19 protein-coding genes and 1 tRNA gene are annotated in these 19828 nt (G+C 70.2%); 14 read left to right on the plus strand and 6 right to left on the minus strand.

Features of this window, described 5'->3' with window-relative positions; all coding sequences use genetic code 11:
- The 3 genes from ACFFHU_RS25320 to ACFFHU_RS25330 form a co-directional block, all read left to right on the plus strand.
- Positions 1-116 (plus strand): hypothetical protein (locus tag ACFFHU_RS25320; RefSeq protein ID WP_377343482.1); only part of this gene is annotated, 116 nt, incomplete at its 5' end.
- Between the two features lie 80 nt (positions 117-196).
- Entirely contained in the window at positions 197-415 is a 219-nt protein-coding gene (locus ACFFHU_RS25325) for a DEAD/DEAH box helicase family protein (protein WP_377342749.1), read from the plus strand.
- 543 nt (positions 416-958) lie between these two features.
- Positions 959-1264, plus strand: coding sequence for a hypothetical protein (locus tag ACFFHU_RS25330; RefSeq protein WP_377342750.1), 306 nt, complete (start codon positions 959-961; stop codon positions 1262-1264).
- A gap of 68 nt (positions 1265-1332) precedes the next feature.
- Here ACFFHU_RS25330 and ACFFHU_RS25335 read toward each other — a convergent pair whose 3' ends face one another.
- Entirely contained in the window at positions 1333-2286 is a 954-nt protein-coding gene (locus ACFFHU_RS25335) for a hypothetical protein (protein WP_377342751.1), read from the minus strand.
- Positions 2287-2431: 145 nt separating this feature from the next.
- Between ACFFHU_RS25335 and ACFFHU_RS25340 the strand changes: the two genes are divergently transcribed.
- Positions 2432-2941: an O-acetyl-ADP-ribose deacetylase gene (locus tag ACFFHU_RS25340; protein ID WP_377342752.1), complete on the plus strand. Its 510-nt coding sequence runs from the start codon at positions 2432-2434 to the stop codon at positions 2939-2941.
- A gap of 74 nt (positions 2942-3015) precedes the next feature.
- On the opposite strand, the gene ACFFHU_RS25345 is transcribed toward ACFFHU_RS25340, so the two are convergent.
- Entirely contained in the window at positions 3016-3477 is a 462-nt protein-coding gene (locus tag ACFFHU_RS25345; protein WP_377342753.1) for a YdeI/OmpD-associated family protein, read from the minus strand.
- A 221-nt stretch (positions 3478-3698) separates the two neighbouring features.
- On the opposite strand from ACFFHU_RS25345, the gene ACFFHU_RS25350 reads away from it, so the two are divergent.
- Together ACFFHU_RS25350 and hrpB are read left to right on the plus strand one after the other, a co-directional pair.
- Complete coding sequence (locus ACFFHU_RS25350; RefSeq protein ID WP_377342754.1) at positions 3699-3905, plus strand: hypothetical protein; 207 nt, start codon at positions 3699-3701, stop codon at positions 3903-3905.
- 328 nt (positions 3906-4233) lie between these two features.
- Positions 4234-6711 carry an ATP-dependent helicase HrpB gene (gene hrpB, locus ACFFHU_RS25355; protein ID WP_377342756.1) on the plus strand — a complete coding sequence of 826 codons (2478 nt, stop codon included), beginning with the start codon at positions 4234-4236 and terminating at the stop codon, positions 6709-6711.
- 224 nt (positions 6712-6935) lie between these two features.
- On the opposite strand, the gene ACFFHU_RS25360 is transcribed toward hrpB, so the two are convergent.
- On the minus strand, positions 6936-7511 hold the full coding sequence (locus tag ACFFHU_RS25360; RefSeq protein WP_377342757.1) for a GrpB family protein: 576 nt from the start codon (positions 7509-7511) through the stop codon (positions 6936-6938).
- A gap of 225 nt (positions 7512-7736) precedes the next feature.
- On the opposite strand from ACFFHU_RS25360, the gene ACFFHU_RS25365 reads away from it, so the two are divergent.
- From ACFFHU_RS25365 to ACFFHU_RS25375, 3 genes are all read left to right on the plus strand, one after another.
- Positions 7737-7810 (plus strand) — tRNA-Pro (locus ACFFHU_RS25365).
- 165 nt (positions 7811-7975) lie between these two features.
- Entirely contained in the window at positions 7976-8593 is a 618-nt protein-coding gene (locus ACFFHU_RS25370) for a hypothetical protein (RefSeq protein WP_377342758.1), read from the plus strand.
- 100 nt (positions 8594-8693) lie between these two features.
- On the plus strand, positions 8694-9233 hold the full coding sequence (locus tag ACFFHU_RS25375; RefSeq protein WP_377342760.1) for an RNA 2'-phosphotransferase: 540 nt from the start codon (positions 8694-8696) through the stop codon (positions 9231-9233).
- 504 nt (positions 9234-9737) lie between these two features.
- On the opposite strand, the gene ACFFHU_RS25380 is transcribed toward ACFFHU_RS25375, so the two are convergent.
- Positions 9738-10148 carry a VOC family protein gene (locus ACFFHU_RS25380; protein WP_377342761.1) on the minus strand — a complete coding sequence of 137 codons (411 nt, stop codon included), beginning with the start codon at positions 10146-10148 and terminating at the stop codon, positions 9738-9740.
- A gap of 197 nt (positions 10149-10345) precedes the next feature.
- On the opposite strand from ACFFHU_RS25380, the gene ACFFHU_RS25385 reads away from it, so the two are divergent.
- Entirely contained in the window at positions 10346-10945 is a 600-nt protein-coding gene (locus ACFFHU_RS25385; protein ID WP_377342762.1) for a maleylpyruvate isomerase family mycothiol-dependent enzyme, read from the plus strand.
- A 184-nt stretch (positions 10946-11129) separates the two neighbouring features.
- The gene (locus ACFFHU_RS25390) at positions 11130-11645 is read left to right on the plus strand and encodes a P-loop nucleotide/nucleoside kinase family protein (protein ID WP_377342763.1); all 516 of its coding nucleotides are present in this window, start codon (positions 11130-11132) and stop codon (positions 11643-11645) included.
- 454 nt (positions 11646-12099) lie between these two features.
- Here the strand turns inward: ACFFHU_RS25390 and ACFFHU_RS25395 are convergent, their stop codons facing one another.
- Positions 12100-12462, minus strand: a complete 363-nt coding sequence (locus ACFFHU_RS25395) for a nuclear transport factor 2 family protein (protein ID WP_377342764.1) — start codon at positions 12460-12462, stop codon at positions 12100-12102.
- Positions 12463-12928: 466 nt separating this feature from the next.
- Here ACFFHU_RS25395 and ACFFHU_RS25400 point away from each other — a divergent pair, with 466 nt between their 5' ends.
- The 3 genes from ACFFHU_RS25400 (at position 12929) to ACFFHU_RS25410 (ending at position 17663) form a co-directional block, all read left to right on the plus strand.
- A complete protein-coding gene (locus ACFFHU_RS25400) occupies positions 12929-16033 on the plus strand; it encodes an AfsR/SARP family transcriptional regulator (protein ID WP_377342765.1) in 3105 nt (1034 codons plus the stop codon).
- A gap of 451 nt (positions 16034-16484) precedes the next feature.
- On the plus strand, positions 16485-16949 hold the full coding sequence (locus ACFFHU_RS25405) for a hypothetical protein (RefSeq protein WP_377342766.1): 465 nt from the start codon (positions 16485-16487) through the stop codon (positions 16947-16949).
- Positions 16950-17102: 153 nt separating this feature from the next.
- Positions 17103-17663: a hypothetical protein gene (locus tag ACFFHU_RS25410; RefSeq protein ID WP_377342767.1), complete on the plus strand. Its 561-nt coding sequence runs from the start codon at positions 17103-17105 to the stop codon at positions 17661-17663.
- Between the two features lie 125 nt (positions 17664-17788).
- On the opposite strand, the gene tuf is transcribed toward ACFFHU_RS25410, so the two are convergent.
- The gene (gene tuf, locus ACFFHU_RS25415) at positions 17789-18976 is read right to left on the minus strand and encodes an elongation factor Tu (protein ID WP_377342768.1); all 1188 of its coding nucleotides are present in this window, start codon (positions 18974-18976) and stop codon (positions 17789-17791) included.
- Positions 18977-19828: the final 852 nt, after the last annotated feature.

Consider the following 19828-nt stretch of genomic DNA (forward strand, 5'->3'; position numbering starts at 1 on the left):
CCGCGTACTACGCCGCCAGCCAGAACCACGTCTACGCACGCGGCACCACCGCCACCCTCTGGCACTGGTGGTATACCGACACCTGGAACTCCGCCAACCTCGGCGGCACCCTGTAAACCTCTATTGACCCGTTCGGGTCTACACCGGGCGGGTGGTCCCGAGGAAGCAATAGCCTTTTCGGGACCACCTGCCGCTGTTGTCTTCCCTCGCGCGGCGCGACGACGTCGCCACCCTGGCCCAGGGGTATGGGCATGTCATCGTCGATGAATGCCATCACCTCGGCGCTGCGGCGCACGAGCAATCGGTCAAGCGGATCGCCGCGCAGCTCTGGCTCGGCCTCACCGCCACCCCCACCCGACGCAAAGGCCTTGGTCGACTCGCACCTGGCAACTCGGACCCGTCCGCCACACCCTGACCGATAAGGAACAAGGCACCCTCCCGAGTCAGCGATGCACGCCGAGGCCGGCGCCACGTCGAACCCTGTTCATCCACGAGACCACATTCCAGCCTGGTGACATCGACTTGGGCGCGCCCGGCGCGCTCGCCGACCGGAACGTCGCTCGACTGGACCGCCGAGCGGGTGTGTCCGTGACGCGCCGGCGAGGGCGGACAGCCTGTCAGTCGGCAGCCATCCGCTGACCCGACTGAAGTGCCTCCAACTGATCTAAGCCGTCAGAATCGCCCCTGACACGGGGAGCGGGATGGGAGCAACGGGGTGCGCTGAACGGCACCGAACAGCACCCAACGGCACTGGACGGCACCGAACTGCACCCACCACGACCAGAGGCTTTGCGTTTCCGCAGGTGGGAGTCGGCGGCTCGTCCTGCTTCACAAGACGCACTCAACGGCGCTGAACAGCAGTCAACGTCAGCCTATATTCGCTGGCAGGGGAGTATGTGCAGGTCACGGCGGTAAGGACCTTGCAGTCGTCCTGTCCTCTCGGCTGGGAGCAGGGTGGGTGCAGGCTGGCGAAGTGGTCAACGCATCCGAGGTGTTCACCGACGCCGCGGGAGGGGGCGCGACGCTGACCTGGGGTGATGCGGACAAGTTGGTCGGCGGTGAGCTCCCAGAGAACTCGGAAGTGGTCAACCGACGGCGTCCCGGGCTGGACCGGTCCGGCGGCCAGCGTCGTGGGCCGCGGCGATTCAGCGCCGGAACCGTTCAATTCGCGAACGTCTCTGCGCCGTGGCGTCGAGGCCACGACAGCTTTCTCAGGATCCGGAACATCGATCTCACAGCCAATGCGTCGTCCAGGGTCTCCTGACAGGTGACCTTTTCGGCTTGCCCGAAAGCTTCAGGACCCGTGCTCGTGTTGTCGCGACGCCCCTACACCTACCCTGCTGGTCCGATCGTCCAGTCGCGTGCCAGCTGCGCTGCCTGCTGTTGCCAGGCCGCCCTCCCGCCGGGCAGCGGCCAGGCACGGGTGCGGCCCTCGCTGCGGGCGACGTCGTTGAGCTGACTGGCGAACCGGCGAGTGATGTTCGCGATGTTAACCATGGCCAGTTCGTCACCCTGGTTCGCGGCGGTTTGCAGAGCCTGCAGGCGGCCCTCGTATTGGCGAACGATGTGCCGGTCGGCGCCTGCAGCCCATGTAGGACCACGGGCTGGCGCGAGGACAACCACCGCTGGCACAGTGTGCTCGGCCAGCGCCGCCGCGATCCTGTCATGGCCGTCGAGCACGAGCAGTGTGTCGAGGCCGCTCACCCACCACAGCAGCGCCGGGGGCAAGACCCCCTCGCGGACCTGGCGGCGGTAGGACCGCACCCGTGCGGCGTCGTGTGGTGCCAGCCGGCGTAGCGGCAGGATGTCCCGCTGGTCTTCAACTGGGTCGCCGTAACCGAACCAGGTGATGTGACCTTGATCTGGGTCAACCGTCGGGAGACGCTGCCAGTGGGCGGCGACGCTCCAGCTCGGCATTCCCCACGCCAGGGTCCAGCGGCCGGCGTACAACGGGCCATCGCCGGCTGCCTGGAGCAAGTCGGTGAATCGGTGGGTCCAGCGTGCCGACCACGTATCGTCGTCAGCACTGGTCTCCCGCACCCGCCTGGCCTCCGCCGTGCTGATTGGTGGAAGCGGCGAGCGATACCGGCCGGTGCGGGCGTAGTACACCCCTCGATGCATGGCCCGCTGAAGGCCCAATAGCACTACCCGATCGCGCTGACGGAGCACCAGACGACGCCCGCCCGTCACTTCGACGCGCAGCCCGGGACGCGCCGGGCCATCCGCCTCATAGACCAAGCCCGCCCAATGGCCACCCACCGAGGCAGGCAACGGGGCGCGGATCACGCCGTGATGCTACGGCCCGGACGGCCGACCGACGGCGTATGGCCCTTCGATACTGGACTTTGGGCGCACTCTTCTTCCGCCGATCGGTCGGGGTGGCCAACGCGTGGGCCGGTAATCGCGACGTCGGACGTGCCAGGATCCTGCTGTGACAGCGATCGAGATCGTCCAGGGCGACATCACCCGTGAGCATGTGGATGTCATCGTCACCGCGGCCAACGAGTCGCTGCTCGGCGGTGGCGGTGTCGACGGGGCCATCCACCGCGCCGCCGGCCCTCGCCTGGCACGGGCCGGCGGCGCGATCGGCCCCTGCGAGCCGGGCGACGCGATGGCGACCCCGGCGTTCGACCTCGACCCGCCGGTACGGCACGTCATCCACACCGTCGGGCCGATCTGGGAAGGCGGTCACCACGGCGAGGCCGATGTCCTCGCCTCCTGCTACCGACGCAGCCTGCAACTCGCCGACACACTCGGCGCCCGGACCATCGCCTTCCCCGCGATCGCCACCGGCGTCTACGGCTTCCCCGCCGACCAGGCCGCCCAGATCGCCCTGGCAACGATCAGGGCCACACCGACGGCGCTCCAACGGGTACGACTTGTCGCCTTCGACGAAGACACCCGTAAGCACCTACAAGCGGCAGCGGTACGCACCGACTGACACGCACTCATTTGCCGCTCTGGGCTTGTCACGATCCGTGATCGGAGGCCATGGGTGCGGATGGCCGGGGTGTCTCAGCGGTGCTGGCCGGCGCGCAGCATCTCTACCGTCTTGGCGACCCGCTGGGCGCGGGTAGTGTCCCGTTTGGTCTCACTGATCCAGCGGACGAACTCCTTGCGGTGCGAGTATGTGAGCGAGTCGAAGGCTGCGCGGGCCTTGGCATCACCGGCCAGCACGACGGCGAGGTCCTCGGGCACCTCCACACTGCGGACTGCCAGGTCGGCGGAGATTTCCACCTGGTACGCCGATCCGATGGTCAAACCCGCCTGCTCCCGCGCCGCACGAGCCAACCCGATCATGTTCTCCCCGCCCATGCGGGCCAGCCGCAATGGCAGGGTCACCCCGTTGACAACGACCCGAACCGGGAACGCCTTACGTCCCTCGCCCACCGCGGAAACCTGCTCGTCTGAAAGTACGAACGCCGCGGCCGGTCCGCGCGGCTGCAGCGTCAAGGTCAAAGTGAGGAGCTCGCCCATGGTGCGACCGTAGCCACCGGCTACCACGGCACGCCAAGCGGGCGTCTCGACCCAGACGCGAAGGCCGACATCCGGCGATCAACACGGGACCGACGGTCAACCCGCGTCCGCTTCTATCGCGAGTCGCGCCTGCGCGTTGATTGTGAGGGGTGCTCGTCGGGTAGGAGCACGTTGTCGTACTCATCTTGATGGCCCCGACGGGCCGCGGAAGGAGCGAACAGATGCTGGGACTCGAAGCGAAGCTGTCGAAGGACTGGGAGGGCAAGAGCGCCCAGGACATCGCGGCCGCGCCGGTCACCGCGATTCAGGGCGTGTCTGAGGGCGACGCGGACCTGCTGCTCAAGGCCTTCGGTATCAAGACCGTCCGGGACCTGGGCACCAACAAGTACTTCCGGTGGGCTCAGTCGATCGCGACGCTGGCCGCCTGACCGGCCACGCCGAGGAGGCCGGCCTTCCGGCCTCCTCGGCGGCATGGCATTGCTGGTCGGCACCGGCTCAGCGTGATCGGCGACCTACACATCTCCAGACCCGGGCAGTCCCGAACGCACTGTCATAGCGGCGACTGTGAGTTCATGGAAGCCGGTCCTTCAGCCCCAACGGCAAGATCCTCGCGACCGGTAGCGACCGCAGCCTCAAGGCTCTGGCCCCTCAGCTAACGAGGAACGATCCGGCTCGTCTCTGGCCGTGCTACGTAGCTGGTCGCCCGGGTTGAGGCCCGGGTGCGGCCGGATCCCGCTGCTCCTGGACACTGGCGGGATGCTTCCCCCGCCGGAGACGACCGTTGGTCTGCCCGTCCGGACGGTGCTGCCGGCGCTGGGGGCCGGCATCGAGCGGGCCGGGGTGGTCGTTCTGGTCGCGCCGCCGGGTACCGGCAAGACCACGCTGGTGCCGCTCGCCCTGGCCGACAGGGTGCCCGGGCGGGTGGTGGTCGCCGAGCCGCGGCGGGTGGCGGCCCGGGCGGCCGCCCGGTGGATGGCCTCGCTGCTCGGTGAGCGGGTCGGCGACCGAGTCGGCTTCGCGGTACGGGGCGAGCGGCGCGTCGGCCCGGCCACCCGGGTGGAGGTGGTGACCACCGGGGTGCTGGTCCGCCGGCTGCAGCGGGATCCGGAACTGGCCGGCGTCGACGCGGTGATCCTGGACGAGTGCCACGAGCGGCACCTGGATTCCGATCTCGCCCTCGCCTTCGTCGCGGAGGTCCGGGCCACGCTGCGGCCGGACCTGCGGTTGGTGGCGATGTCCGCCACCGCCGACACCAGACGGCTCGCCCAGGTGCTGGACGCCGCGGTCATCGAGGCGCACGCGGCCACGTACCCGGTGGAGGTGCACTGGTGCCCGCCGGCCGGGCGGGTCGAGCCGACCCACGGCCCCCGGGTCGACCCGCGGCTGCTCGACCACGTGGCGGCGACCGTCCGGCGGGCGCTCGCCGACGGGCCCGGCGACGTGCTGGTGTTCCTGCCCGGCGCCCGCGAGTTGACCACGGTCGCCGGCCGGTTGACCGGGTTGGGCGTCGACGTGGTCACGCTGCACGGCCGGCAGACCGGCGCCAACCAGGACGCCGCGCTGCGGCCGGGCCCGCGCCGGCGCGTCGTGCTGGCCACCTCGATCGCCGAGAGCAGCCTGACGGTGCCGGGGGTACGGGCGGTGGTCGACTCGGGGCTGAGCCGCGTACCCCGCACCGACCATGCCCGTGGCCTCGACGCGCTGGTCACCGTCGCGGTGTCGCGCGCCTCGGCGGCGCAACGGGCGGGCCGGGCCGGGCGGGAGGCCCCGGGGCGGGTCTACCGGTGCTGGTCGCCGGCCCAGCACGAGCGGCTGCCCGCGCGGGCCGAGCCGGAGATCGCCACCGCCGACCTGACCGGGCTGGCCCTGGAACTGGCCCTCTGGGGTCACCCGGACGGGGCCGGCCTGGCCCTGCCCGACCCGCCGCCGGCCGGTGCCCTGCGGGTCGCGCAGGACACCCTCCGCGCGCTCGGCGCCATCGATGCCGAGGGCCGCGTGACAGAACGCGGGCGGGCCATCGCGGCGGCCGGTACCCATCCCCGGCTGGCCCGCGCGCTGCTGGACGGCGCCGCCGCCGTCGGCGGTGTCCGGGCGGCCGAGGTGGTGGCACTGCTGGCCGAGGACGCCCCCGCCACCGGCGGCGACGACCTGGTCGCCGCCTGGCGGGGCCGGCGGAAGGACGCGCCGGCTGCCTGGCGTCAGGAGGTACAGCGGCTGTCCCGGATGGTGCCGGACCGCGCCGCCACCTCGCTGCCCGATGACCAGGCCGTCGGGCTCGTCGTCGGGCTCGCGTACCCGGAACGGCTCGCTCGGGCGCGGCGGTCGGGCGGTACGGCGTACCTGATGGCCGGTGGCACCGCCGCGGACCTGGCGCCCGGTTCGGGCCTGGCCGGTACGCCGTGGCTGGCCGTCGCCGACGCCGACCGGACGCCGGGAGCGCCGACCGCCCGGATCCGGCTGGCCGTCCCGGTGGACGAGGGGACTGCCCGGCGCGCCGGGGCCGCGTTGGTCAGCCAGACCACCGAGGTTGGGTGGATCGACGGGGATGTGGTGGCCCGCCGGATCGACCGGCTCGGCGCGATCACGCTGGTCGAGCGCGCGCTGACCGATCCGGACCCGGAGCTGGTGCGCTCCGCGCTGCTGGACGGGCTTCGCCGCGAAGGACTACGCCTGCTCACCTGGTCGCGCGAGGCCGTGGCGCTGCGTGACCGGTTGGCCTTCTGTCGATGGACGCTCGGCGAGCCCTGGCCGGACGTGTCCGACGCGGCGCTGCTGGCCCGCGCCGGCACGTGGCTGGGTCCGGAGCTGGGCCGGGCCCGCCACCGCGCCGATCTGGGCCGCGTCGCGGTCGAAGTCGCGCTCCGCCGGCTACTGGCGTGGCCCGAAGCTGCACGGCTCGACCAGGTGGCGCCGGAGCGGATTGAGGTGCCCAGCGGTTCCCGGATCCGGGTGGACTACACCGACCCCGCCGCGCCGGCACTCGCCGTCAAGGTGCAGGAGGTGTTCGGCTGGCCCGAGGTCCCCCGGCTGGCCGACGGCCGGGTGCCGGTGGTGCTGCGCCTGCTGTCGCCGGCGGGCCGGCCGACCGCCGTGACCCAGGATCTCGGCTCCTTCTGGAAGAGCGGCTATCCGCAGGTACGCGCCGAACTGCGGGGCCGCTATCCCCGCCATCCGTGGCCCGACGATCCGGCCGCCGCCACTGCCACCCGACGGACCTCGCCGCGCGGTCGGTGATCCCGTCGCCGTCGTTCACTCCCCCGACCACACCCTTCATTTGCTCGCGGCGTCGCCGAGGTACGAGTGCTCCGGCGAGCATCGTCGCCGATGGGCGAGCCTGCGTCCTCGTCGCTCAGGGGGTCAATGACAAGTTCGGTGCCGATCCGCGCAGGCTCGCCGACCTCGCGGAGCTGGATGGGGACCGCCGGCGGCGGGAGCGGGACGCGCGGGAACCGCGCAGATCAACCCGACCGGATCCGTGGCGGTGCGTCCGCGCAGGAGTCCACTTCATCGATGATCGACGTCACGATCGCAGTCTTGCCGTCGGTATATGCCCTCCGATCGACGGGCCTCTGCTCGGCCAGCCGCAGCTTCACCGCCTCATAGCGTTCCCGGGCCGTCGGACTGCGTCGAAGGACCTCACGGAAGCGCAGATACGCTCGCCATTGATCACCGTTGTGGTCGACAACATGCAGATGGGCGACTCGATGCCATGGCCGGCATTCAAGAACGAAGACGTGGCCTCCCCGATCACCTGCGTCGCCTCGATAGATCCACCCCGCGGCTTGCAGCTTTGCCGTCACGGACGACATCGGATACCCGCTGGTGAGGCCGACGGCCAGATCAATTACCGGTTTGGCGAGGAGACCGAGAACCGACGAGGAGCCGACAAGTTCCACCTGCGGGGCAAAGCCATCGAGGGCTTCCGCCACTTGGGTCCTCAGCCTGTCGCCGGCATCCAGCCATGCCTGGGTTGTCCTGCCGAATCGAAGATCACTGTAGTCGAGCCCCAGACCAACCGCGGTCAGAAAGTCCACGGCCGGATCGTCTCACAAGACTGGTGGTACGACTTTCGCATGGAAGCCCCGTAGCTCAGCAGGTTCGGAACGCCGCCCTGATAAGGCGGAAACCGGTGGTTCGAGCCCACCCGCCGACACGCGAGATACCGGCCAGACGGCGCCCGGCGCCGCCGGGCCGCAGGTGCCGGCCGCGGGCCGGCCGGGGTCGATAGCACCCGATGTACCGGTCGGCTCCGGGCACCTCGGAATGTGGCGCAGCCAGGTAGCGCACCGGTCCGGGGGACCGGGGGACGCCGGCTCGAATCCGGCCATTCCGACGCGACGGGTCGTGGCGCAGCTTGGCAGGCGAGCATCGGCTGCTCAACCGCCTCTCATACCGGCGGTAGGCCCGGTTCGAAACCGGGGCCTGCGACCACGTCTGGCGTCGATGGCATCGGGTACCTTGTGACAATCGGTGCGTCGACAGGCGGGGAAGGCAAACGGTGGGCGATCAGCGGCGCGGCGGTCCACCTTCGACACCGTTCTGGCAGTCGCTTTCCGGGGTTCTTACCGCCGTCGCCGCTCTGATCACCGCACTGGTCGGTGCCGCGGCCTTTCTGTACCAGGTCGTTCACGGTGCGGGGACCGGTGGGCATGCGCCGGCCGGTGGGGTGGCCGCCACGCCTTCCGTCAGCCTGACCGCGGGCGCACAGCCGGCCGCCTCGGAGACGAAGCCGTCGGCCGCCGCCCAGGGGGAGACCCGTGGGGCCGGCCCTTACGAGTTGCTCTTCAACAACAACGGCGTGGACCTTGATGCGGACCCGCCGAAAGTCGCTACCGGGCCAGACTCAAGCATCGACATTTATGACGGTGGTGGCTCGATCGAGAGCTTTCCCATCTGGTCCGGCCTGGCCAAGTGGGACAAGCCCGGGGCGCCGAGCCGGCAGGCGTGCATCTCGCAGCTCAACAGCTTCGCAACCATCGGCTCCAGGTATGCCAAGGGCAGCCGCTACTGCGTACACACTCGGGGCGACCTGCACGTAGCGTACGTCGAGTTCGTCAAGGCTGACGGCGACGGGTGGAGGATCCGTGTCACCGTCTGGCCGGGCACGGCAGCGTGACCCCTGGGCCAACAGCGAGCGGGGCGCCCGCCGGCCGCAGGGCGACGACCCGTCGGTATTCGGTTGGCTGCGCCGCCGCCACCCGGGAATGATGTTCGGCGTGCGTCAGCGGGACCTGGTGAGCCTCAGTAAGCGGATGTCGTTGGCGCTGCGGCACGCGCCGGCTCGTTTCGGCCTCGTGCTGGACCGGGCCGGCTGGGTGGCAGTGCAGGACTTCCTCGCCGCGATGAGGATCAGCCGCGGTGATCTTGACGCCGTCGTGGCCGGCAACGACAAGCAGCGCTTCGCCATCGAGCGCGGACCGGACGGGATCGAACGGATCCGCGCCAGCCAAGGTCACTCGGTGCCGGTCGACCTGGATCTGGTGCCGCAGGCCCCACCGCCACACCTGTTCCACGGCACCACCACGGCGGCGCTGGATGCGATCAGGGCCACCGGCCTGCACCGTGCTCGCCGGCACCACGTGCACCTGTCCACCGACCCCGACCTCGCCCACCGCGTGGGCGCGCGCCGCGCCGGTACGGTCGTGGTCCTCACCGTCGACGCGGCCGCGATGGCCCGCGACGGCCACCTGTTCTACCGCAGCGCCAACGGGGTCTGGCTGACCGAGGCGGTGCCGGCCCGGTACCTGGCCGGTTGACCGGCGCGAAGCGACGGCGACACACCGGGATCCCGGGTCCTGCCGCTGGCCCTGCGGCAGGTCGTCCCCAGGTAGCCGTCCCGCACGGCCGACGACGAGGACCGACGGCGGCCCGACGAGGCGATGACCTCGGGCAGCGTACGGTCCTGCGCCACCCACGCGCCGGCTTCGTCGCCCAGCTTCGCCAACTGCGGCGCCGACAGCGCCCGAGTCTTAGCCAGCCCAGACGATGAGCGACCTCGGCATACAGGGAAGCTGTGGCGTCCCGGACGGCGTCAGCCGGCAGGATGGCGCGGTGGGCGCCCACGACGCCGGCGGCGGTGAATGCCTCGCGTTCCCGGAGCCGGTCACACTCGGCACGCCACCGGGACAAAGACGGCCTTCACCCCCACCATGATCGTGGCGAGGCGTGACCGCGTGGCAGCCGGTACGGGGAGGCGCCCGTTGCGGGAGCCACCGCCCTGACCGTGACCAACGACTGCCACACCTACGGGTAGATCCTGCCTAGTGGTGCTCGGGCCACACGGGGCCCTGGGCGGTCCAGACGACCCCCTTGTTGCGGCAGAGGCAGAAGGGGTGGCCAACCGGGTCGGCGTAGACGCGGAAGCCGTAACCCTCGGGGCCCAGGCAGTCCCGCAGCAGGGTCGCGCCGAGGCCCACGACGCGGCGCTGTTCGGCCTCGATGTCGTCAACCTCGAAGTCGAGGTGGAACTGCTTGGGATGCTCGCTGTCGGGCCACTGCGGGGCGCGGTAGTCCGTCACCCGGATGAAGGCCAGTTCGAGCTCACCGAGCCGGAGACCGGCCCAGTTCTCGTTGCTGTCCTCCTTGACCGGGAGCCCGGTCACCTCGGAGTAGAAGGTCGCCAGCTTCATCGTGTCCGGGCAGTCGATGATGAAGTCGGTCAGTCGCAGCATCCCGCGATCCTGCCACAAGATCAAGTCGGTCGGACCTTCAGGCGGATCAACGAGATCCTGATGTTTTTGGGCTTCGGTGACCGTTTCGCGGCGGTCTTCTGGGATCGCGAGGCCCCAGTTTGCCGGGGAGCGATGAATCCTATGGCTGGCGGCCGTATTAGAGGCGACTCATCGGTTACCTCGGAAGGCTTCCGCTCATGTCATCGACCCAGCCAGACCTCACGTCGCACGTCCGCGCCGAGCGGGAGCGACTGGCCGGCCTCCTGGCCGGCCTTCAGGACCACGAGTGGGACACGGCCTCCCTGTGCCGGGGATGGCGGGTACGTGAGGTCGTCGCGCACATCACCATGCCGTTCCGGACGAGCCTGCCCAGCCTGGTGCTGGGGCTGGTCGCGGCCGGCTTCTCCTTCAACCGGTACGCCGACCGAGCCGCCCGCAGGGACGCCGCCCGGATGTCCGGGCCGGAACTCGTGGCCATCCTGCGGGCCAATGTCACCCACCCATGGCGGCCGCCGGGCGGTGGCCCCGCCGGCGCGCTGAGCCACGACACCATTCACGGCCTGGACATCACCGAACCGTTGGGTCTGCCGGCGCCGCCCGTCGAGCGGGTCGCCCTGGTCCTGAACAACGCCAACCCGCGCGGCCTGTCCTACTTCGGCGTCGATCTGACGGGCATCCAGCTACGGGGCACCGACGCCGACGTACGGATCGGGGACGGCCAACCGGTGGAGATGCCGGTCAAGGACATCCTGCTGACCATCACCGGTCGACGCCCGCTGCCTGTCCGATCGCGGTGAGCGGCTCAACCCCCGCGCGGCAGGAGCCGGTAGAAGTTCGCCTCGCCGGTGAGGCGGCCTGGGTGACGTCGAGGCGTGGACGTCGGCTTCGCCGGGGAACCGACCCGAGGTTCCGGCCCGTGAATCCGGGTACGTGGCGGATCCGCGAGGGCGGGTGGGCAGGGTGTCCTGAGACCATTGCGGGATGCGGAATGTGATCCTTGTCAATGGCCTGCCGGGCTCGGGAAAGTCCACGCTGGCGGCCCGGTTGGCGCCGGTGCTGGGCATGCCGCTGATCTGCAAGGACGTGATCAAGGAGGTTGTCGCGGAGGTCGTGCCCGCGGCTGCGGGCCGGGCCTTGGGAACGGCGGCGGGCGAGATGATGTGGACCCTGGCGGCGGCCATGTCTGGTGGAGTGATGCTGGAGTCTTGGTGGTTCAAATCCCGAGATCTGCCGTTCGTCGTCGCCGGACTGCGGCGATGCGGTCCGGCGTCCGTTGTCGAGGTGTGGTGCGACGTGCCGGCCCACGTCGCAAAGGAGCGGTTCGCGGCCCGGCAGCGACATCGGATCCACGATGACCGGCGGCAACTCGCCGACGCCTGGGCCCAGTGGGAGAGGGAGGCCGAGCCCTTGGGCGTCGCTCCGGTGGTGTGTGTCGACACGCGGGGTGTGGTTGACCTGGTCGGTGTGGCAGAGCGGATCGCGAACGCCAGGATGTAGGAATTCGCCGAGACGCGACGGCTCGGCTGGGTGACCGATACTCAACCCAGCGGTTCAGGGCTCTTCGGCAGCGATCCGCGCTTGCTGTCGGCGTGCGGGCTCCGGCGCAGAGCCAGGTAGGCCAATGTGCAAAGGCCCGCACGGGCGCCGTCGGGGGAGGGTGCCGCGTCGGGTCGTCCGCGCGACGCGGGTCCGTCGCCCGCGACAAGCATCCGGTGGATGTGGCTGCCGCCCGGCCGCGGCAGATGAGATCAATCGCCCTGACCGAAGATCGAGCCTGTTGATCGACGCCGCGGAACGAGCAATGAGATGTGTACCGTTCTCGGCTAGATCCGGACGCTTCGAGCGCGGAGCCGCGCCGTATGCCGACGCTTGCTGGACCAGGCCCAGCTGCACGTGCAGCGGTGCCGCCGGCGTTCCCCCAGTCCCCGTGACATCCGGTCCGACGCCGGTGTCATGAGTCGCCCAGAGAGCTGAACTGGATGCCAGCCAGCCGCCAGCCCTCGGGCAGCTCGACCCAGGTCTGGCTGACCCGGACGGCCAACGACATCTCCTGACCGCGCCAGGTCGAGTGGCTGCGCTGCACGCACCGGACGATCGCCGTGTGGCCATAGAAGGCAACCTCTACGTCGCTGCTCTGCAGGTTCGTGTAGGAGAACTCGGCGAACTTGCCGATCCACGCGACCTTGTCCAGCACATAGCCCTGTTCCCCGATCGACCGGAAGTCTTCGGCCAACAAGCTGGTCAATGAGTCGGTGTCGCCACCGGACTCGGCTTCGTCGAAAGCGCGCTGGAGCCGATGGACGTCGCTGATCACGATCGCATCATGCCCGAAGGAGTGCCCGGCCGGTACCACGAACGGACAAAGGGCCTTGAACGGGCAGTGGGGGGCGCGCTGACGTGAGGAGCTCGAGCTGGCGGCCCCCGAAGCGTAGGGGGCCAGCTGCGTGGATCGCTACGGCTGGATCCATGGCGATGTACGGCTCGGTCCGCCGCTGGCTGCAGGCCGACTTCGAGACGGGCGAGCGCGGAAGAGGCTCAGCAGGTCCGGATCGGCGCCGGGATCGCGGATAAGCGCACAGCCGCCGCGGGGTCAGTTGGGCATTCCACGGAATATCACCGCCCTGATCGACCCTGCGGGAGTCAATCTGACCGCGGCCGGCCGTGGACTGCTGCGTCTTCCGAGACGGTGTTCCGGCTCGATGTACCATCTGGTACAGGTAGGGCTTCGCGGGACCCGTCGCCGTCACGGGGCGACCGGCGGGATCCGCACGGGGGATGACATGACGCAATGGACATCGACCGAGGCGGCGCTGGCCAGCACGGATCAGCCGAGCACATCTGCCCACGTGGACCGGCCGGCCGTCACTGTGCGGCTGCTGGGTCCCGTGGAGGTGCGGGCTGATGGTGGCGCGGTTGCGCTCGGCCCGGCCAAACAGAAGGCACTGCTCGCCGCCCTCGCCATCGACGTGGGCCACCCGGTGCCGGTTCGGACGGTCATGGAACGGCTCTGGGACGATCCGCCCGCCGGCGCCCGCTCCTCCCTCTACTCGTACGTTGCCCGGCTGCGCCAGGTGCTGCGGGGCATCACGGGCCGTGGAGCGCCGTTGGACATCGCCACCGGATCCGGCGGCTATATGCTCCGGGCATCGCCGCAGGCCGTGGATCTGGCCCGATACACCGCATCCATCGCCCGCGCGCGCCAAACGACCCATCCGGCAGAGCGCGCCGAACTGTTCAGCCAGGCCATCGAGGTCTGGGGCGGCGAGCCCCTGGCCGACGTGGCGGGCGCCTGGGCGGCCAACCTCAGGGCGGCGCTCACCGAGCAGCAGGTCGGGGTGATGACCGACTGGGCGGAGTCCGAACTCGCCTGCGGGCGTCCAGACTCGGTGGTGAACCGCCTGCCGATCTTCCTGGAGCGGCACCCGCTGGTCGAACCCCTGCTCGCGGCGTTTCTCCAAGCCCTGGCCATGCAGGGGCGCTCAGCGGAGGCGTTGGATCGGTACGCCCGATACCGCGAGCGGTTGATCGAAGAACTGGGCGCCGACCCCGGGCCGCGGCTGGCCCAGATCCACGCTGCGATCCTGCGTAACGAAGTGCCGACCCGGCAATGGCCAGGCGAGCGTCCACCGGCCACCGCCGAGGCGACGACCAGACCCGACCCACCTCGCCAACTGCCTCTTGACATCGCGGCTCTTATCGGACGCGAAAGAGAGGTGGCGGCCGTGTCGGCCGCCCTCGATCCGTCCACCGAGGAAGCCGGTCGCGCCTGCTGCATCTCGGGAACCGCCGGCGTGGGCAAGACCGCCCTCGCGGTGCACTGCGCGCACCGGATGAGCCAGCAATTCCCGGACGGTCAGCTCTACCTCGACCTGCGGGGTTTCGGACCGGACCGGCCGCTCGACGCGGCGGAGGCACTGGAGATCCTTTTGCGCGCCGTCGGCGTCCCATCGGCGCCCTACACCCTGGCGGAACGCATCAACGCGTACCGCAGCGCGATGGCCGACCGGCGGGTCCTCGTCCTGCTGGACAACGCGGCCGCCAGCGAGCAGGTGCGGCCGCTGCTCGCCGCCGGACCGGGCTGCGCCACCCTGATCACCAGCCGGGACAAGCTCGCCGCTCTGGTGGCCCGCGACAGTGCGACTCGGGTAGACCTCGCGCCGTTGCCCGCCGAAGCCGCAGTACGTCTGCTGGAACGCCTGCTCGGCCAGCGGGCGTCGGTGGACCGGCACACGCTGCTGGCATTGGCCCAGCGGTGCTCCTTCCTGCCGCTGGCGCTGCGGGTGGCCACCGAGGCCGTGCGATCCCGGCCGCGTACCCCGCTGGCTGCCCTGATGGCCGAGGCTGACGGCGGTCCCGGCTGGCTGGACCTCCTGGACACCGGTGACGACGACTCGACGGCCGTCCGGGGGGTCCTGTCCTGGTCGTATCGCTCGTTGGCCGAAGATGCGGCACGCGCTTTCCGGCTGCTCGGCAGCCACCCCGGACAGCAATTCGGGGAAGCCGCGGCCATGGCGCTGCTCGGCGAGGACATCCGCACCACCCGACGGCTCCTGCGTGACCTACTCCGGGCGAACCTGATCATGGAAGTGGGGCAGAGCCGGTTCGTCATGCACGACCTCCTGCGCCAGTACGCGCGTGAGTTCCCGCAGGACCGTCCCGCCATCATCCGGATGCTGGACCACTACCTCATCACCGCCTCCGCGGCGATGCGCACGATCCGTCCCATGGATCTGCATGATCTCGCGGCGCCGCCCAGCGACGCTCCCGCTCCATTCACCCGGGCAGAGGAAGCGATGAGGTGGCTCCGCATGGAGCGGGCAAACCTGCTCGCAGCCATCGAGCGTGCGGCAGCGTCCGGACATCCGCACCATGTCGTACGGCTGGCCAGCACCATCCGCCGCTTTCTCGAACTCCGCGGCTCCTACACCGACATGGCGCGGGTGCACCACCTGGCGTTGGACGCGGCGCGTGAGCTCGGCGACGTCCGCGCAGAGGCCCTGACGCTTCGCAACATCGGCGTGATGTACGGACGGGTCAACGAGACCGAGTTGGCGCTGCAGCACTTCACCCGGTCGCTGGAGCTGTTCCGAGCCGTCGGCGACCGCGTCGGCGAGGCCAGCGTGCTGGGCAACCTCGGCATCCTGTTCATGAACATGAGCCGAGTGGCCGCGGCGGAGAGCCATCTACGGCAGGCCATCGCCCTCTGCCTGGAGATCGACGTGCCGTTGCTGCTGGGCACCAGCCTCACGGCGCTCGGCGCGCTGTACGCGGGCCTCGGCCGGTACGACGAGGCGATTGAGCACCACGCTCGGGCCATCGCAGGCCTGCTGCACATCGGTAACTGGCAGGCTGCCGCCGCCGCCCAGGACGGACTGGGCGCCACATACCGGCGGCTCGGCCGGTATGACGAGGCATGGCACTGCTTCGACCAGGCGTTGCGGGCAGCGCGCGCCAGCGGACACCGGTACGGGGAGTGCGCCGTCCTGATCAACCTAGGTGAGCTGTACCGGCTGACGGGGTGCGACGAGCGCGCGGTCTGGTGCTTCCGTCAGGCGACGCAAATCGCGCGAAGCATAGACGACCGCCGCTGCGAAGCCGGCGCACTGAACGGGTTGGCCCGCGTCCTGTTGGCCGACGGGCGGATGGGCGAGGCGACGGTTCTCCTGCGTCGCGCGTTGTTGGCGGCGCGTTCGGCCGAAGACTCGACCCAGCAGGTGCGCGCACTCACCGGGCTCGGCCTGTCTCACCGGGACGAGCGACAGGTCGCTCACCGATTCCTAGATCAGGCATGGAGCGCGTGCACCCCGCTGGAGACCACCGAGGCCCAAGAGATCCGAGCCATCCGGATCGAAATAGACGATTTCCTGTCCGTGACCGGCGCCTAACGTTCCTCTGCGACGGGTGGCGGGCGTCCCGGTTGTCCGCCGCCTGCCGTTCGCGCCAGGTCAGCCCGAAGGAGAACGCCGAGCGCGCTCAGGGATACCCGTCGCCGTCGGCCCACATGGGGCTCGTCCGCCGCGACCCTGATGCTCTTCATGGAGAACGACCTTGACGGCCGTCGGCTCGGGGTGGAAGCTGCCCGCGGGAGGCGGCGACGCGGTCGTGCCGTTGGTCCATTCGATCGCGCCCGGCGCGCACCTCACCGCCATCGACGGGAGATTGTGCGGCGGCCCTGGGATCCGCTTTGGTACCGGGCAGCCGGCTCGGGAGGGATTGATCATGACCGACGCGGCGGAGGAGCCGGCGCAGACCGAACGGTCGACACCGGCTGCGGCACCCGGTTCGGAACCGCCACCGCCATCGGTCCTGGCAGCGGCTTCCGGAGACGGCGGACCGGTGTTCGCGCCCGTGCGGTCGGCGCTCGCCCTGATCGGAGCCGGCCTGCTGGTCCTGCTGGTGGCGATGCCCTTCGCCACCGTACGGGTCGACGATGTGTTCGGCTTGCAGCGCAGCTACCGGCCTGTGTTGTTCAACGAGGACGACCTGTACGTGGCCGTGCTGGCCGCGGTGGTGGTCGCGCTGGTCGTGGTCGCCCTCGTCCTGCGGCGGCCGATGCTGCTGGCCTGGGTGCTGCTGCCCGCCGGCGCTTATCTGGTCGTCTTCCTGCTGATCGCCTCCGACATCCAGTTCGGGACGCGCTTACTCACCAACGAACTCGGTGCTCGTCTCAACGAGCACCGGTCGCTGGCTCTTGGGGGCGTGCTCGAATTGATCGGCCTGGTGCTGGTCAACGCCGGCGCCCTGGTCCCGCTGGTCCGGCGGGTCCGGGCGTCCACGACCGACCCGCCGGACGACGAATGACAGCAGAACACGACGGCATGGCATCGCGGCGCCGGCCGCACTGAACCGGCTCTGTTGGGCTGGAAGCCGGCGGCTGCGTTGAGGTGGGCGTGGCTTTCGGCGGTGGCTGCCCGGCAGTTGGCGTCCTTGATCGGGTCTGGAACACTTCTGTCCGTGCCGACCGCCGAACCGATGACCTATGTCCGACTGGGCGAGATCCTTCAGGAGATCGGCATGGTGTCGGCGGCGACGGTGCGCCGCGTCCTCGCCGACGGTTACCTCGACGTCCCGTTGAGCCAGTACGAGGCGGCGCTCGCCCTCGAGGAGTTCGGCGTGGCGGTTTCCATCCATGCCGAGGACATCGACTCCATCCACACCGACTACCGCGGCCTGCTGGAACGGGCCGCCGAAGTGGCCGGCGACCGGGTCGCCATCCGCAACGTCCGGATCGTCGAGGGCGCCGGGGAATTGGAAGACGGCCGCGACGACCGGTTGGAGTTCGAGCGCGACGGCCGACCGGTGTCGATCCCCGCCGAGCATTACGCCGAGGACTACTACGACCATGCGGCCGCCTCCCAGGCGATCGCCGAAACGGCCCACGAGGACGACCCCCGCGCCTGGTACGACGTCCGCTTCGAACGCGAGCCGCGCCGCATCTACGAGAGCATCATGGTCCTCGCCACGCCGCAGCAAGCCGCAGCCCTGTGCGACCGACTGGGCGTCACGTTCCACTGAGCTGGTCCGCCATTACCCGGTCACCCCGGCTGGGTCACCGGATGAGCAGCCGGCGTGCGGGACCCTGGCCACCCGGTCCCGCCGGCGTGCGAGGGCCCTCTCGGTCGAGAGCCCTCGCACGCGGCTCAGTCGAGCAGTTCGGTAACGGTGCCGGCGGCCACCGTGCGGCCGCCTTCGCGGACGGCGAAGCCGAGGCCGACGTCCATCGCGATGGGCTTGCCGAGCTCCACCGTGAGGTCGACGGTGTCACCCGGCAGGACCATGGTCACGTCACCGAGGTCCACCGAGCCGACCACATCGGTGGTGCGGACGTAGAACTGTGGCCGGTAGTTGGCGAAGAAGGGCGTGTGGCGTCCGCCTTCGGCGGAGGTCAGCGCGTACAGCCTGGCCCGGATCCGCTGATGCGGGGTGACGCTGCCCGGCAGCGCCACCACCTGGCCGCGCTGCACCTGCTCGCGTTTGACTCCACGCAGCAGCACGGCGGCGTTGTCCCCGGCCTCGGCGGTCGCCAGCGACTTGCCGAAGGTCTCCAACCCGGTCGCCACCGTCGACAGCGTTGGGCCCAGACCGACCACCTCCACCGGGTCCCCGACCCGCAGCGTGCCCCGCTCGATGGCGCCGGTCACCACGGTGCCCCGCCCGGAGATCGTCAGCACGTTCTCGATCGGCATCAGGAACGGCTCACCCAGCTCGCGGGCCGGGACCGGCACGTACCGGTCGACGGCGTCGAGCAGTTCCACCACCGACGACACCCAGCGCGGGTCGCCCTCCAGGGCCCGCAGGGCCGACACCCGCACCACCGGCACCTCCTGTCCGGGGAACCCGTACTCGGACACCAGCTCCCGGATCTCCAGCTCGACCAGGTCCAGCAGCTCCGGGTCCTCGACCGCGTCGGCCTTGTTCATCGCCACCACCAGGTAGGGCACCCCGACCCGCCGCGCGAGCAGAACATGCTCACGGGTCTGCGGCATCGCCCCGTCGAGCGCGGACACGACCAGGATCGCCCCGTCGACCTTCGCCGCCCCCGTGATCATGTTCTTCACGAAGTCGGCGTGGCCGGGCATGTCCACGTGGGCGTAGTGCCGGGTCGCGGTCTCGTACTCGACGTGCGCGATGTTGATCGTGATGCCCCGCGACACCTCCTCCGGCGCCCGGTCGATGCCGTCGAAGGACACGATCCGGTTCACGGTGGGGTCGCGGTCGGCGAGGACCTTCGTGATGGCGGCGGTGAGGGTCGTCTTGCCGTGGTCGACGTGACCCATCGTGCCGATGTTGAGGTGCGGCTTGGCCCGCACGAACTGGCTCTTGGCCATGATGAGCCTCCACCCAGTGGGGAAGATGAGCTGGCGGAAGACGAACGCGGGCGGGCTGCCACCCCGCATGGAAACCGCGCCAGAACCGCGCGTCACGGCGACACCCGTGAAGGAGACGACGCCGGGAGCACCGGGCCACCCTCCTCCGTGGTTCTGCCGCAGCAGGAGGAGGGTCAGACTCGGGTATCAGCCAGCCATGCGCACACGCCGCAGGCGCCCGGCAGGTGAAGACCTGCGGGCCGCACAACGCCGACGGTGCCGAACATGACGATCACGGTAGTCCTTAACGCGCCACAGGGCGATCGATATTCCTCCCACTTGTGCGTGGGGCGGCTCGGAGGAGCGGTGGTCGTCATGGCGGCGCCCCCAGCCAGTCGGCGGGACCGCCGGGGGCGGTGAGGGCGATCAGCACGGCGCAGCCGGCGAGGGGAGGGGCGGGGAGGACGATCCAGTGCACGAAGGGGTGGTGGGAGAGCCGGGCCGCACCGTCGTCAATTTGGAGACCTCCCTGATGCCAACGCCTCCACACGGAGAGGTGCCGTTAGCGAGACAGCCCCGCCCGGACGGAGGTTTTCGGGTTCGCGCCACCCCGGAGCGCCGAGGGCCGCAGGACGCAGCCCACCCGCATTCGGATCATTGAGGGGGTGTTGACAGGGGGGATCCTGATCGGGTCCCGGAAACCGTTCGGAGCGTGACGCTAGACCACAGGTGCTGGATCTAGTGTCCGATGTGCGATTGTTCGCTAGTGACGGGGTGTGGCAGCGTGCACGGACTGATGTGGTGCCGTCACGTCCGCGGATCGGCATGGGCGTCGCGCCATCGGGTGGAGAAGGCAGCGGAGCAAGTGGCCCG

Source organism: Plantactinospora siamensis (assembly GCF_042434095.1).
Taxonomy (GTDB): Bacteria; Actinomycetota; Actinomycetes; order Mycobacteriales; family Micromonosporaceae; genus KBS50.

Bases quoted from the DNA above. Each gene is read 5' to 3' on its own strand.
- ACFFHU_RS25400 (WP_377342765.1), top strand. From the start codon at position 12,929: ATGACGCAATGGACATCGACCGAGGCGGCGCTGGCCAGCACGGATCAG.
- ACFFHU_RS25350 (WP_377342754.1), top strand. From the start codon at position 3,699: ATGCTGGGACTCGAAGCGAAGCTGTCGAAGGACTGGGAGGGCAAGAGC.
- ACFFHU_RS25385 (WP_377342762.1), top strand. From the start codon at position 10,346: ATGTCATCGACCCAGCCAGACCTCACGTCGCACGTCCGCGCCGAGCGG.
- ACFFHU_RS25390 (WP_377342763.1), top strand. From the start codon at position 11,130: ATGCGGAATGTGATCCTTGTCAATGGCCTGCCGGGCTCGGGAAAGTCC.
- hrpB (WP_377342756.1), top strand. From the start codon at position 4,234: ATGCTTCCCCCGCCGGAGACGACCGTTGGTCTGCCCGTCCGGACGGTG.
- tuf (WP_377342768.1), bottom strand. From the start codon at position 18,976: ATGGCCAAGAGCCAGTTCGTGCGGGCCAAGCCGCACCTCAACATCGGC.
- ACFFHU_RS25345 (WP_377342753.1), bottom strand. From the start codon at position 3,477: ATGGGCGAGCTCCTCACTTTGACCTTGACGCTGCAGCCGCGCGGACCG.
- ACFFHU_RS25380 (WP_377342761.1), bottom strand. From the start codon at position 10,148: ATGCTGCGACTGACCGACTTCATCATCGACTGCCCGGACACGATGAAG.